The following is a 13,561-nucleotide window of genomic DNA, read 5'->3' on the forward strand; positions in this document are numbered from 1 at the left end:
TAAACCGGACGTAGACTTCTGCCCGTGACGGCAAAACGTGTGGCACCTGCCCCCAAGGGGCGCCGCATACGCGGGCTGGACGCGGAACAACGCGCGGAGCAGCGCCGCGATCTGCTGCTGGACGCCGCCCTGGACTGCTTTGCCCGCGACGGCTACGCAGGAACTTCGATCGAAGGTCTATGCCAGGCCGCGTACGTCGGCAACAAGGCGTTCTACGAACACTTCTCGACCAAAGAGGCCTGCTACCTCGAACTGCTGCAACGCAATACGCACACCATTGTGCAGCGGGTCACCGCGATGCTCGACGAGATCGCCGACGACGAAGCGACAGCAACACACCAGCTCCTCAGCGCATTCGCCGGCGCGATACTCGACGATCCGCGAATCGCGGTCGTGACCTTCGGTCAGTCCGGGGGCATTTCCCCGACCATCGAACGACAACGACGGGCGAACCGACGCGAGGCGGCGGGGATCGTGCGCGCCGCATGGCTTCGATTCGACGACCCGCCGTCGGACGCGCGCGGCGCGCCGATGGCTATCGCGACGATCGGCGGGCTTTTCGACCTGGTCAGCGACGCCCTCGACCGCACCGACTACGCGCCGACCGATCGCGACATCGACATGCTGATCGCGCACATGACCGATTTCGCTCTGACCGTTCGCGCCGGAATGCAGTCCGACCGGTAGCACTCATCCGGCGGGCGGTCACGCCGCCCGTTCGGTCTCCGCGGCACAGACCAGTGCCCGCGCGATCTCGCCTGCCGAAGCGATGTCAGACGCCTTGTGCGCCCGGTAATCCCACACGACCTCGGCGCCGCCGGCGGTGGCGACAAAGACCCCGCCGAGCTGGTACGGGTCACCCGTCCGCTGATACGGATACACGCCGGCGCGGATGAGCTTCGCCCAGGTTCCGAGATTCGCCGGTCCGAGCGTGCCAACGCGATACCGCCACAGCCCCATCGTGCGATAGAGCGTCTGGTCGTGCGTTGCCAGCACCATAAACCGGGTCTCGGCACGCTTGCGGAACGTGAACGCCTCGATCGGCGTACCCAGTCCGATGAAGACGACTCTCGCTCCGGCACCAGCGATTTCGTCGTAGTAGGCGTTCAGGGAGCGCGCCTGTTCCAGAGCGAAGGCGCTGCCGAACTGCCGGAGAAAGACGAACGCCACCGGGCCATCGGCCCACAGCTCGCGGAACTCGTGCAGATGATGGCGGTCATCGAGCAGCCGCTCGTTCGCCATGATGTCGATACGGCTCATACCGTCGCCCCCTCCGCGGCCGTCGCGTCGGCAGACTGGGCATCAGCAGACTGGGCGGCCAGCAACGCATGCATCGGACAGGCGTTGTCTCCCAACGTTCCGCCCTTGCCCTCCTGCAGCCGCATTCCCACACCATGGTCGAACGGCACCGGCCCGGTGTCCGGCGCGTGCCGGATCGCGTTGTGCATGTAGCCCCACATCTCATACCCGAACCACGGCAGAATCAGCCGGTCCACCAACGGATTTCGCAGCGCTCGAACCGCACCCTTGATGGCGATGGTCCCGACGGCGGGGCGGATCCGCATGGTCTCGAGATCGCAGATCTCCCGGACGTACGGCGTGAGCAGCGGGATCGAGGCCCAGATCGCCAGCTTGATTCCCGGGCCCATCACGGCGTTCGGATACAGCGGCGTCAGCGGATTGTGGAGCAGGAAGTCATAGAGCTCCTGGGCCGGCCGGGTGACGGCCATGATGTTCTTCTCCGCGTTCTGTACCCACGCCTCCACGGCCTCGGGGGTATCCGGCAGCTCGCCGGCCGGCATTCCCATCAGTTCACAGACGCGGACCTGCTCCTTGTAGAACTGGCACTCGTCCTCGTAGGTCGCACTCGGGTCGCCGAACTTCTTGTAGGCGCGCCACAGATGCGGCCAGCCGACGACATACGTGAACTTCATCGTCTCGACATGATTCGCGCGATACGACTCGCCCGTCGACGGCACCTCGCCATTCACGTGCGCGTGCTTGCGGAACAGGTCACGCCCCACCTTGTGCGCCGACTCCGTATCGCCGGCGACCGCTCCGGCGAAGAACAACAGGCTCCGCCGGATCCGGCCCACCGTGTCGTAGTAGTAGGTCGTGTGCTGCCCGACCCCGTACGCGCCGTCGGGATCGATCGTGGAAATGAACAGGCCGGATAGCGCGCCGAGGCCTGCGATCAGCACGTTCTCGTAGACCTTGAAGCTGATCGAATCCAGCCCGAAGTAGCCGTCGTCCCGGCGCGGCGCCTCCGCGATCGCGAGCGCCCTCTGTCCGTTCTTGCCATGCAGCTTCAGCAGAAAGTCGTATCGCCGGTCGCGCTTGCGGCGCTCCTCGACCGTTCCCGCATATCTCGGATCGTCCCGCAGACTGGCCATCCTCAGCTCCTCATATTGCGTTGTAATCTGAATTGGAACGTTATATGAACCAGATCACGCTGACAAGGTGCGTGCCGATACGGTGGTGATCGTGAAGGCGAAGACCCGCGACGAGCTGCAGGCTGAGACCCGCGAGCTGATCTTCGCCGCGGCTGAAACGGTCTTTCTCGATCGCGGATACAACGCCACGACCGTCGCGCAGATAGCCGCCGAGGCCGGGCGCACCCACGGCTCGATCTACGGCAACTTCGCAGGCAAGGAAGACCTGTGCCGCCAGCTCGTGCTCAAACATTTCGGCGAAGTGATGACCGCATTGGCACGAGATGTGTCAGCCGCTGCCGACGATGACGCCAAACAGACTGCCATCCAGCGGCATTGGGACAAGGTGCTCGATCGGCCCGAATGGATCCGGCTGACATCGGACTTCGTCCTGGCGACCCGCGAGACCAGCATCGCGTCGAACAAGCAGACCATCGACTACTTCCGCGGCGCGGTCGCCGCCCTGATCGTCAGCGAATCCCACACCTCCGGATCCGCCGCACTCGAGCCCCGCGAGCTCGATGCAATGGTGGCCGCCCTGTTCGGCTCCGGGATCGGATTGGCCATCGGCTTCTCGCTCGGAGCGATCGACCGCGATATAGCGACGGCCGGGTTTCTGGGAACGATGGAGCGCTGGCTCCGGCTGAGCACCGACCGCGACGCCCAGTAGCGTTTGCCGAATGACCGCACGCGTCGACCGCCTCCGGGCAGCCCGGCTGTACCTCTGCACCGATGCCCGCCGCGAACGCGGTGACCTGGTGGAATTCGCCGACGCGGCGCTCGCCGGCGGGGTCGACATCATTCAGCTCCGCGACAAGGGGTCGGCCGGCGAACGCGAATTCGGCGCGCTGGAGGCCGCCCACGAGGTCGACCTGCTCGGCCGGCTCGCGGAGCTGACCGCGAAGCATGGCGCGCTGCTCGCCGTCAACGATCGCGCCGACATCGCCGCCACCGTCGGCGCGGACGTGCTCCATCTCGGCCAGGACGATCTGCCCGTGCCGGCCGCCCGGGCGATCGTCGGGGACGACATGATCATCGGCCGCTCCACCCATGCCGACGACGAAGCATTCGCGGCCGCCGAGGCGCCCGGCGTCGACTACTTCTGCACCGGACCGTGCTGGCCGACCCCGACCAAGCCCGGCCGTCCCGCGCCCGGACTCGACCTCGTCCGGCAGGTCGCCGCGGCCGCACCGGCCCGCCCGTGGTTCGCCATCGGCGGCATCGACGAGGAGCGATTGCCGCAGGTCATCGCCGCAGGCGCGAGTCGGATCGTCGTCGTGCGGGCCATCACGGCCGCCGCCGACCCGGCCGCCGCGGCCCGTCGTCTCCGCGATGTCCTAGTTGCATCGGGTGTCCAGTAGCCGCTACTGTCGACGGCACTATGCGTAACGCACTTCTCGTAGCCAGCCGCCGCAGCGGGGTCTGATTCGACCGACCCCCCGCTGCGGGGTTCGGTTGCGCGTACGCATTCTCGTCGGTCACCTCCGATCTCTTGGTAGGACCGACCATGAACTCCCTGGCACACCGCACACCTGCTTCGTCTTCCACTGATGCGCACGCGTTCACCGCGCGCTTCGGCAAGCCGGTGCCCGCCGCTCTCCGCGCCGCGTCGGCCGGCATGTCCTGGACCGAGTTCGAGCGCGCCTACACCGAGTCGGCGACCATCCGGCTCGGCGGCTGGCGGATCGCCGATCGAGCCGACGATCAGGTCGAGCTGACCGCCACCATCGCCACCGGTGATCGCATCACACCGATGTCGATCACCGCGACGGGTCCGCTGGCCGCGCTCACCGGGATGCTGTACGAGATCGGTGCGCCGGTCGAAATCGTTGCGCTGCACCAGCAATCGACGTCCGACGGGTATTTCACCTTCATCCATGCCGATCGCGACGATCGCCGGACCTGGGCGATGGGCCGCGGCGACGACGCCACCGAGTCGGCCATGCAGGCGCTGATCGCCGCCGCGAACATGCTGGGCTGATCGCCCGACACAGGGAATCCAAAACGGGGAATCCGCGCCGCTTTCGTGGATCCGCGCCGACTACAACCGGCGCGGATGTACACAATCGGCGCGGATTTCGCGCCTCGGCTCAGCCGAGTTCGGCGAGGCGTTCGCGCAGACCGGGCCAGGCCGCGGCAAACGCCGGGTGCAGTCGCAGGTCGTCCACCAGATTCTCCGGCACCCAACGCAATTCGACGGACTCGCCGTTCGCCTGAGTCGCCACCGGCTCCTGAGCTCGGGCGATCACCGTGGTGTAGGTCCAGCCGACCTCGGTGCTATGGGTGACGATCTCATCGCAGACGGTCAGATGCTCGTCGCGGATGCCGGCTTCCTCACTGGCCTCTCGGACGGCGGTATCCGCGGCGGACTCATGCGAGTCACGGGCGCCGCCCGGCAGGGCCCACGTGCCACCCTGGTGCGACCAGAACGCACGATGCTGCAGCAGCACGACGCGGCCGTCCGTGGTCTCGGCGGTCAACAGCAGTCCCGCGGCTCCGTGCCGACCCCAATAGCGGTTGCCCGCAGCGTCGAATACCCAACCGTCACCATCGCCGTGCATGCCCACACGCTATCCCCGATCACGATCGATCGACACCTCAAGCGTCGTACCGGAAACATCCGCGGCAGCGGTGCCGATACATTGTGCGGACGGTCGTGGCGTTCAGCGTGCCCGCGGGCCAACCGTTATATGGTCGAAGACAGAACCACTCCTGCCAGCCTGCAGGGTGGTGACCCGAAGGGAATGGCGTGACCGGGGCAAAGGCTTCGCAACAGAAGTCTGCTGGACGCCGCTCGATGCGCGTCCGGCGCCCAACCGGCCCACCGGGCCGAGCCGCCCGAATCCGTGCTGCCACCGCCGATCCGCGACTCACCGTCGCCGCCGGCCGGGCGGCCGTCCTCAATCAGCGCGAGTTGCTTCTGCTCGCGCGCGAACGCAGCCAGTCGCCGCTGGTGTCGATGCGACAGTTCGCCACCACCACGCCGGGCAAGCTCATCATCATCTGCCTGCTGCTGGTGATCTCGTGCATCACGTTCGGCTGGTACAGCTCTTACTCCCTGGACCATCGCACGAAGCTGCTGCAGGACACCATCAACAGCGCCGAGCCGATCGCCGAATCCTCGCAAGTGCTCTACAGCTCGCTGTCGATCGCCGATGCCGCCGCGAATTCCTCGTTCATCTCCGGCGGCCTGGCACCGCAGGATCTGCGCGATCGCTACTCGACGGCCATCGCCACCGCCGCGCAGGCGCTGGTCCATTCGGCCAGCGGCACCATCGAGAATCCCCAGACGCAGAGCGACCTCAACGTGCTGGCCGCGCAGCTGCCGGTCTACACCGGCCTGGTCGAGACGGCCCGCACCAACAACCGGTTGGCGAATCCGGTCGGCTCGGCTTACCTCGGCGAGGCATCCAATCTGATGCAGTCGGTGATCCTGCCCGCGGCCGAACGCGTCTACGAACAACGGTCGGCCGCCATCAGCGATACCAAGAACAACTTCACCCGGCCGCTGTGGGGCGTCTATATCTCGGTGACGCTGCTGCTGCTCGCATTGCTCGCGACGCACCGCTACGTCGCCCGCCGCAGTCGCCGGCTCATCAACATCGGCCTGCTGGTCGCGATCGTGGCGATCGTGGTGAGCCTGCTGTGGGTGCTGATCGGGGGCGTGCTGTCAGTGTCGTCGACATCCGAAGCCGAGAACTCCGGCGCGCGGCCGCTGCACGACCTGACGACGATCCGCAACCTGACGCAGCAGGCCCGCTCGGACGAGACGCTGGCGCTGGCCCGTCTCGGCGACGAGGGTTCGCTCGACTCGAGCTATACCCAGGCCACCTCGCAGATCAACGAACTGCTAAAGGCGTACCACGACAATCGGTCTCAGACCGAGGGACAGGACGCCGTCGACAATGCGATCAGCGCGCTCACCCGCTGGCAGAACGCGCACGGCCAGATGGTCGAGCGGTCCAACGTGGGCGACTTCGTCGGCGCGATCTCCTGGGCGGTGGGAGATCGCCCGGACGGCAGCGCGGCGGCCTATTCCGATGTGGACGAGGCCCTCACGCAGGGCATCGCCGAAACCCGATCGGCATTCCGCGACGACGTGAACACCGCGCGCGTGGTGTTGGGCTTCGCCGGCACCGGCGTGCTGGTGCTGGGCATCCTCGCCGCGCTCGCCACCGCGGTCGGGTTCTATCCCCGCATCCGGGAGTACCGATGACCACCACACTCAGACGACGAGATCGCTTGCGCCGGTATGCCATTGCGGCCGCCGTCGTCTGCGCGACGGTGGCCACCGCGGCATGCAGCGACATTCATGCGCCCGACAGCCCGCCGCCCACGGCCACCGCGACCGATCCGCTGCCACCCGGTGTCGACTGGACCCCGGCGAAAGAGCCTGCGCCCGCGGTGGATTCCTGCAACGCCACCGCCAGCCTGCCCCCGGATCCCATGCCGCCACGCAGCCAGATGCCTCCGGGCAGTTCGATGGACGCGATCGCCCGGCAGGGTGTGTTGACGGTGGGGCTCGACATCGGCAGCAACCTGTTCAGCTTCCGGGACCCCATCACCGGCAACGTCGAGGGATTCGACGTCGACATCGCCCGCGAGGTGGCCCGCGACATCTTCGGCGATCCCAATCGGGTGGCCTTCCGGATCCTGACGGCCGACGAGCGCTTCACCGCATTGGAGAATCGGCAGGTCGATCTGGTGGTCAATACCCTGAGCATCACCTGCGACCGGCTCGCCGACGTCGCCTTCTCGACGGTGTATTACGAAGCCTCCCAACGTATCCTGGCGCTGCGGGGCTCCCCCATCGAATCGATCGAGGACCTCTCCGGCAAGCGGGTCTGCGTCGCCCGCGGCACCACCTCGATCGGCCGGCTGCAGCGGCAGGTTCCCGCCGCCAAGCTGGTCTCGGTCACCACCTGGGCCGACTGCCTGGTCCTGATGCAACAGGGCCAGGTGGATGCCACCTCGACCGACGACGCGATCCTGGCCGGGCTGGCATCCCAGGATCCGTACGTGCACATCGTCGGCGAATCGCTGAGCACCGAGCCGTACGGAATCGGCATCAACAGGGACGAACCCGACCTGGTGCGGTTCGTCAACGGCACCCTGGCCCGCATCCGAGCGGACGGCACCTGGTTCTCCATCTACAACCGCTGGCTGTCGAATCCGCTTGGCCAGGCCCCATATCCACCACCGGCGACGTATCGGCAATGACGGCAGGCGACGACATGCGAGCAGAACGAGCGGCCGACGAGGCCGATCTCGATGACAGCCCGACCGCCGCCGACGCCACCGACACCGGCGGCGACGGCACTGGCGACGACGGCTCGACGCCGGCCGAGGATGAGCCGACGACCAGCGCGGCGGCATCGACCGGGCAGGCGACTCCGGTCGATGAAACCCAAGGTACCCAACGCGGTTCGATGATGATGACCGCGGCGACGACCCGTGGTGGCGGCGGCACTGTCGGAATCGGCACAGTGGCAAACGAATTCACCGCACCCACGGTCGGTACCGAACGCGGGCCCATGCCCACGCCGCCGTTGCCGCCGCATACCCGCGCGCCCGGACCCCGGCCGCGGATCGGCGGCGGCCTGGTCGCGCTCCCGCATGTCAAGGCGATCGCCCCAGCCGACGCGGTGATGACCGATCCGGTCGTCTCCGAGTCCAAACGCAACTGCTGGAACTGCGGAAAACCGGTGGGCCGCAGCAGCGGCAAGGGCAAAGGCCCGCTCTTCGGCGACTGCTGGAACTGCGGTTCGCCGTACTCGTTCGTCCCGGGTCTGGCCCGCGGAACCATGGTCGCCGACCAGTACGAGATCCAGGGCGCGATCGCGCACGGCGGGCTGGGGTGGATCTACCTGGCGACCGACCGCAACGTCTCCGACCGCGCGGTCGTGCTCAAGGGCCTGCTCAATTCGCGGGACGCCCAGGCGCAGGCGGTGGCGCTCGCCGAGCGGCAGTTCCTGGCCTCGGTGTCGCATCCGGGCATCGTGGAGATCTACAACTTCGTCGAGCATCACACCGATACCGGCCGCACCTACGGCTACATCGTGATGGAGTACATCGGCGGTAGCACGCTCAAGGACGTCATCGCCGAACAGAGCGAGATCAACGGGCCGGATTCGTTGCTGTCCATCGAGCAGGCCATCGCCTACGTGCTCGAGGTGCTGCCGGCGGTGAGCTATCTGCACTCGATCGGCCTGGTGTACAACGACATCAAGCCCGAGAACATCATGGTCGGCGCCGAAGAGGTCAAGCTGATCGACCTGGGCGCGGTGTCCCCCATCAACGGCTACGGGCATCTCTACGGCACCCCGGGCTTCCAGGCCCCCGAGATCGTGAAGACCGGACCACAGGTCGCCACCGACATCTACAGCCTCGGCCGGACCCTCGCGGTCCTCACCCTCGACATGCCGATGCAGAACGGCCGCTACGTCGACGGGCTGCCGGACCCGGTGGAGAACGACATCCTCGCGGCCAACCCGTCGTTCTATCGGCTGCTGCAGACCGCGACCAACGCCGATCCCGCACATCGCTTCGCCAGCGCCGACGAGATGGCCGACCAGCTGCTCAACGTGCTGCGCGAGACCGTGGCACACGACACCGGCGTGCCGCGGCCGGCGATGTCGACCGTATTCACGCCGCAGCGAACAACTTTCGGCACCGAGCTGCAGCTCGGCCCGGTGGACGACTTCTTCGACCAGACCACGGCCAGCGACCTCGACCCCGACGACGTGGTGGCCGCGCTACCGGTTCCGCTGATCGACCCGAACGATCCGGCCGCCGAGCTGCTGTCCACCACGGTGCTGTCCGAGCCGCAGCAGACCATCGACTCGATCCAATCGGCGCGCGCCGCCGGCTGGCCGACATTCGACGGTCCGGTATCGGGCGACCATCCCTCCCTCGAGATCGATCTCGCCGAGGCCCGCGCCTACATCGATCTCCGCGAGGTCGACACCGCGCTGGCGCTGATCCACGCCGCCGAGGAAGCGCACGGACGCAGTTGGCGCACAGAGTGGTTCGCCGGGATCTGCGCCGTACTCGACAACGAGCCATCGACCGCCAACCGGCACTTCTCCGCGGTGCTCGAGGCGATGCCCGGCGAGGTCGCGCCGAAGCTTGCGGTGGCCGCGACGGCCGAACTGGTGGCGCGCCGCATCCTCGGCAGTCAGGCCCCGTCCCCGGAACGCACGAACGTGATCGCCAGCTGGAACGCGATGGCCGCACACCACTACGAGCGGCTGTGGGAGACCGACCGCGCGATCATCACCGCCGCATTCGGCCTGGCGCGCATGCGATTCAGCGAACAGGACATCGACGGCGCCGTCCGTGCCCTGGACGAAGTGCCGCCGAGCAGCCGGCACTACAACGCGGCCCGATGTACCGCGGTGCTGTCGCTGGTCACCGGCCGCGCCGCCGAGAGCGTCGAACGCGATCAGCTGATCGAGGCCGCGCTGCGGGTCGAGGACATGCCCGAGTCGGAGCCGCGGCGCGCTCGTCTGGCGATCATGGTGCTCGGCGTGGGTCTCGGCTATGTGCTGGAGCATCCCGAGCAGGAAGCGAATGCGACGCCGTCGCAGGACGCCTCGGGACGGGAGATCACCAAGACGGTGCTGCTGGGCTACCCGTTCACCGAACTCGGCCTGCGGGCCGGCACCGAACGCTCGCTGCGGCGGCTGGCGCGCTCCACCGTGGATCGGCGGATCCGCTTCAATCTGGTCGACCTGGCGAACATGGTCCGGCCGCACACCCTGATCTAGAAACCCTGACACCGGATCCCGCGAAACGTGTTCCCTTCGGATCGTCGTGCTGGTAGCTTGCCTCGTTAAGTGAAACAGTGACGTTTCACATTGAGAGGAATCCATGCGTTCAGCCCCCACTCTGCGCTCGGCGGCCGCCGTCGTCGTCGTCGCGCTCGCCGCGTTCCTGACCGCCGCCACTGCCGCAGCTGCGCCACCCGCCGGCCCGCCCGCGAACAGTTCACCGACGCGCATCGCTCCCCCACCGACGATCCCGCTGCCGCCGGAACTCGACCCCGGCTTCTACCACCCGGCGGCGCAGACGTACGCGGACAAACAACCCGGAGACATCATCGCCGCCCGCCGGATCGCCGCGTCGACGCTCGGTCTGGTGCCCATCAACGTCGACGCCTGGCAGGTCTCGTACCGCTCGACGAACTCCCGCGGCGAGCCGATCGCCGCGGTCACCACGCTGCTCAAGCCGCGAGGCACGGCGACCGCGCCGCGCAAGCTGGTATCGATGCAGATCGCCGAGGATTCCACGGGCGAGTACTGCGCGCCGTCGTACGCCATTCAGCAGTTCTCGGCCTCGCAGCTGGTCGGCCAGGTGGTCTTCCCCCTGGAAATGCTTGTCGCCGAGGGCTTTCTGAGCCAGGGCTGGGCCCTCTCGATCCCCGACCACGAAGGGCCGAACTCCGCGTACGCCGCGGGACCGCTGGCCGGGCGGATCGTTCTCGACGGCATCCGGGCCGCCAAGAACTTCAGCCCGCTCGGCGTCACCTCGGCGTCGCGGGTCGGCATGTACGGCTACTCCGGCGGCGCGATCGCCACCGGGCATGCGGCCGAACTCAAACGGGCCTACGCACCTGAGCTGAACATCGTCGGCGCCGCCGAAGGCGGGGTCCCGGCCGACCTCGGCGTCGTCCTCCAGGCCGCCAACAACAACGTCACCAGCGGCCTGATCCTCGGAGCGATCGTCGGCCTCGCGCGCGAGTATCCGGACTTCCAGAAGTTCCTCACCCGTCAGGTCAATCCGCTCGGACAGGCACTGATGGCCGGCAAATCCGGGCTCTGCGTGCAGTACCAGTCGTCGACCTTCCCCTTCCTCAACAACATCGGGCTCGTCAACTGGCCGGGAAACCCGCTCAACGCCGGACCGGTGCGGGCCGTGCTGGACGCGACTCGCCTCGGCAAGTCCACCCCGGCGATGCCGATGTACATCTGGAACTCCGCGCTCGACGAGATCGTCCCGGTCTCCCAGGTCGATCGACTCGTCAGCGGCTACTGTCGCGATCCGCACGCCCAGGTCACCTACACCCGCGACCATCTGTCCGAGCATGTCATCGCCGAAATCGCCGGCGCCCCACGAGCATTCCTGTGGCTCAAAGACCGTCTCGACGGCGTTCCGGCCGGCCGGGGATGCACGACGAGCGACCAGCTGAGCATGACGGTGAACGAGAAGTGGTGGCCGGTGTTCTCCTCGACCGTCGGCACCGCCCTGAGCGGGTTGTTCGGACAAGCGATCGGGCAGGGGCATCTCTGATCGACTGGACTAGCCTGGCCGATATGAGCCAGGCCCGCCGCTACGCCGGTCGCGACGTCGACGAACGACGTCGCGACCGACGCGCGCGGTTCCTGGACGCGGCCCTGGAGCTGTTCGGCACCGACGGCTATGCATCGACATCGGTGGCGGCCGTCTGCAAGACCGCCGGGCTGTCATCGCGCCAGTTCTACGCCGAATTCTCCGATCGCGAGCATCTGCTCCGCGAGCTGTACGACCAGCTCCAGGACCAGGCACAGACCGCCGTGGCCGAGGCGTTCGCGGCCAGCGTCGGCAATGGCGACCTGAACGTCTGGATCGACAGCGCGGTACGGGCTTTCGTCGATGTGTACCAACATGATTCGCGGTTGGTGCGGGTCTCGTTCGTCGAGGTGGTCGGCGTGAGTCCGGAGTTCGAGATACATCGGCACGCACAGCGCGCGCGGTGGGCGGATCTGCTCGCGGCCGCGGTGGAGTCCGGGCAGACCCATGGTCTGTCGGTCACCGCCGCCAGCCCGTTGGCCTGGGCCGCCTACATCGGCGCCGTCAACGCGGTGTTGGTGCTGGCGGTCACCGACGACACGATCACGATCGACGCGGTCATCGACACCATGCGACTACTGCTCGCGCCGGGCATCCTGGGCATCCCACCGGCCGAGTGACGGCGCCGACGCGCCAGCGTTCAGCGTTATCGAACGTTCAGAGCAGCGCGGCCGACTGCCGGGCGATCGCCAGTTCCTCGTTCGTGGGCACGACGAACACCGTCACGGCGCTCTCGTCGGTCGAAATAATCCGCGCCTCACCGCTTCTCACCGCGTTACGCTCCGGATCTATCTCGATGCCCAGGCGCTGCATCCCGGCGAGCGCATCCTCGCGCACGGCCGCCGCATTCTCGCCGACACCCGCCGTGAACGAGATCGCGTCCGCTCCCCCGAGCACGGCCAGATATGCGCCGACATACTTGCGCAGGCGATGGATGTAGACGTCATACGCGAGGCGCGCAGCCTCGTCGCCGTCCTCAATACGGGCGGTCACCGCCCGAAAGTCGTTGTCCCCGCATAGGCCTTTGAGTCCCGATCGCCGGTTCAACAGCTCATCGGTGTCGGCCGAGGTGTATCCGGCGACGCGGTCCAGATGCAGCAGTATGCCCGGATCGATATCGCCGCCGCGGGTGCCCATCACCAGGCCCTCCAGCGGCGTCAGCCCCATCGAGGTGTCGACGGCCCGGCCGCCGCGTATCGCCGACGCCGATGCGCCGTTACCCAGATGCAGCACGATCTGGTCCACATCCGCGGCCGGCTTTCTCAGCAGCCCGGGCACCAGCGACGACACGTACTCGTGCGAGGTCCCATGGAAGCCGTACCGACGAATCCCGTACTGCTGCGCGGTATCCCGGTCGATCGCATAGGTCGTCGCCGCATCCGGCATGCCGTGGAAGAACGCGGTGTCGAAGACCGCGACATTGGGCACCCCCGGCAGCAGCTCCCGCGCCGCGCCGATACCGAGCAACGCCGGCGGATTATGCAGCGGCGCAAGGGCGGACAGGCGCTCGATCTCGGCAACCACCTCGTCGGTGATCAGCGTCGGCTGGTAGAAGGTCTGCCCGCCGTGGACCACGCGATGGCCGACCGCGCACAGCGCGCCCGTGTCGGCGCGCAGGTCGATGCCGTCGGCCGCCAGCTGTTCGAAGACCCCCGCGAGCGCATCCCGATGATTCTGCACCCGCTCCACCAGGCCCGCCGCCACCACGACGCCGGTATCGGGATGCACGAGTTGGTATTTCAGCGATGACGAACCCGCGTTGAGGACGAAGACGGCATCGCGTAGATCTGAGCTCACTA

The 13,561-nt window shown here is 67.5% G+C and carries 13 protein-coding genes; 9 read left to right on the forward strand and 4 right to left on the reverse strand.

Annotation, left to right across the window (positions count from 1 at the left end; genetic code table 11):
• Positions 1 to 24: 24 nt before the first annotated feature.
• Positions 25 to 687, forward strand: a complete 663-nt coding sequence (locus G341_RS0103355) for a TetR/AcrR family transcriptional regulator (RefSeq protein WP_026303200.1) — start codon at positions 25 to 27, stop codon at positions 685 to 687.
• Between the two features lie 18 nt (positions 688 to 705).
• On the opposite strand, the gene G341_RS0103360 is transcribed toward G341_RS0103355, so the two are convergent.
• Both G341_RS0103360 and G341_RS0103365 read right to left on the reverse strand, forming a co-directional pair.
• A complete protein-coding gene (locus G341_RS0103360) occupies positions 706 to 1,260 on the reverse strand; it encodes a peroxiredoxin-like family protein (protein WP_018177695.1) in 555 nt (184 codons plus the stop codon).
• Positions 1,257 to 2,393, reverse strand: a complete 1,137-nt coding sequence (locus G341_RS0103365) for an oxygenase MpaB family protein (protein ID WP_018177696.1) — start codon at positions 2,391 to 2,393, stop codon at positions 1,257 to 1,259. Before G341_RS0103365 ends, G341_RS0103360 begins: the two co-directional genes overlap by 4 nt.
• A gap of 67 nt (positions 2,394 to 2,460) precedes the next feature.
• On the opposite strand from G341_RS0103365, the gene G341_RS0103370 reads away from it, so the two are divergent.
• The 3 genes from G341_RS0103370 (at position 2,461) to G341_RS0103380 (ending at position 4,413) form a co-directional block, all read left to right on the forward strand.
• The gene (locus G341_RS0103370) at positions 2,461 to 3,102 is read left to right on the forward strand and encodes a TetR/AcrR family transcriptional regulator (RefSeq protein ID WP_018177697.1); all 642 of its coding nucleotides are present in this window, start codon (positions 2,461 to 2,463) and stop codon (positions 3,100 to 3,102) included.
• 10 nt (positions 3,103 to 3,112) lie between these two features.
• The gene (gene thiE / locus G341_RS0103375; protein WP_018177698.1) at positions 3,113 to 3,793 is read left to right on the forward strand and encodes a thiamine phosphate synthase; all 681 of its coding nucleotides are present in this window, start codon (positions 3,113 to 3,115) and stop codon (positions 3,791 to 3,793) included.
• A 146-nt stretch (positions 3,794 to 3,939) separates the two neighbouring features.
• Complete coding sequence (locus G341_RS0103380; protein WP_018177699.1) at positions 3,940 to 4,413, forward strand: hypothetical protein; 474 nt, start codon at positions 3,940 to 3,942, stop codon at positions 4,411 to 4,413.
• Between the two features lie 109 nt (positions 4,414 to 4,522).
• Here G341_RS0103380 and G341_RS0103385 read toward each other — a convergent pair whose 3' ends face one another.
• A complete protein-coding gene (locus tag G341_RS0103385) occupies positions 4,523 to 4,993 on the reverse strand; it encodes an NUDIX hydrolase (protein ID WP_026303201.1) in 471 nt (156 codons plus the stop codon).
• A 188-nt stretch (positions 4,994 to 5,181) separates the two neighbouring features.
• On the opposite strand from G341_RS0103385, the gene G341_RS0103390 reads away from it, so the two are divergent.
• The 5 genes from G341_RS0103390 (at position 5,182) to G341_RS0103410 (ending at position 12,382) form a co-directional block, all read left to right on the forward strand.
• Positions 5,182 to 6,648, forward strand: a complete 1,467-nt coding sequence (locus tag G341_RS0103390; protein ID WP_043450443.1) for a hypothetical protein — start codon at positions 5,182 to 5,184, stop codon at positions 6,646 to 6,648.
• Positions 6,645 to 7,652: a glutamate ABC transporter substrate-binding protein gene (locus G341_RS0103395; RefSeq protein ID WP_026303202.1), complete on the forward strand. Its 1,008-nt coding sequence runs from the start codon at positions 6,645 to 6,647 to the stop codon at positions 7,650 to 7,652. The genes G341_RS0103390 and G341_RS0103395 overlap by 4 nt, the downstream gene beginning before the upstream one ends.
• Positions 7,653 to 7,666: 14 nt before the next feature.
• Positions 7,667 to 10,201 carry a tetratricopeptide repeat protein gene (locus G341_RS0103400; RefSeq protein ID WP_155826754.1) on the forward strand — a complete coding sequence of 845 codons (2,535 nt, stop codon included), beginning with the start codon at positions 7,667 to 7,669 and terminating at the stop codon, positions 10,199 to 10,201.
• A gap of 103 nt (positions 10,202 to 10,304) precedes the next feature.
• On the forward strand, positions 10,305 to 11,723 hold the full coding sequence (locus tag G341_RS0103405; protein WP_018177704.1) for a lipase family protein: 1,419 nt from the start codon (positions 10,305 to 10,307) through the stop codon (positions 11,721 to 11,723).
• A gap of 23 nt (positions 11,724 to 11,746) precedes the next feature.
• Positions 11,747 to 12,382, forward strand: a complete 636-nt coding sequence (locus tag G341_RS0103410) for a TetR/AcrR family transcriptional regulator (protein WP_018177705.1) — start codon at positions 11,747 to 11,749, stop codon at positions 12,380 to 12,382.
• 37 nt (positions 12,383 to 12,419) lie between these two features.
• On the opposite strand, the gene G341_RS0103415 is transcribed toward G341_RS0103410, so the two are convergent.
• Entirely contained in the window at positions 12,420 to 13,559 is a 1,140-nt protein-coding gene (locus G341_RS0103415; RefSeq protein WP_018177706.1) for an acetate kinase, read from the reverse strand.
• Positions 13,560 to 13,561: the final 2 nt, after the last annotated feature.

Source organism: Jongsikchunia kroppenstedtii DSM 45133, assembly GCF_000380485.1.
In the GTDB taxonomy this organism is placed as follows: Bacteria; Actinomycetota; Actinomycetes; order Mycobacteriales; family Mycobacteriaceae; genus Jongsikchunia; species Jongsikchunia kroppenstedtii.

Bases quoted from the DNA above. Each gene is read 5' to 3' on its own strand.
- G341_RS0103360 (WP_018177695.1), bottom strand. From the start codon at position 1,260: ATGAGCCGTATCGACATCATGGCGAACGAGCGGCTGCTCGATGACCGC.
- G341_RS0103365 (WP_018177696.1), bottom strand. From the start codon at position 2,393: ATGGCCAGTCTGCGGGACGATCCGAGATATGCGGGAACGGTCGAGGAG.
- thiE (WP_018177698.1), top strand. From the start codon at position 3,113: ATGACCGCACGCGTCGACCGCCTCCGGGCAGCCCGGCTGTACCTCTGC.
- G341_RS0103380 (WP_018177699.1), top strand. From the start codon at position 3,940: ATGAACTCCCTGGCACACCGCACACCTGCTTCGTCTTCCACTGATGCG.
- G341_RS0103385 (WP_026303201.1), bottom strand. From the start codon at position 4,993: ATGCACGGCGATGGTGACGGTTGGGTATTCGACGCTGCGGGCAACCGC.
- G341_RS0103395 (WP_026303202.1), top strand. From the start codon at position 6,645: ATGACCACCACACTCAGACGACGAGATCGCTTGCGCCGGTATGCCATT.
- G341_RS0103400 (WP_155826754.1), top strand. From the start codon at position 7,667: ATGCGAGCAGAACGAGCGGCCGACGAGGCCGATCTCGATGACAGCCCG.
- G341_RS0103405 (WP_018177704.1), top strand. From the start codon at position 10,305: ATGCGTTCAGCCCCCACTCTGCGCTCGGCGGCCGCCGTCGTCGTCGTC.
- G341_RS0103410 (WP_018177705.1), top strand. From the start codon at position 11,747: ATGAGCCAGGCCCGCCGCTACGCCGGTCGCGACGTCGACGAACGACGT.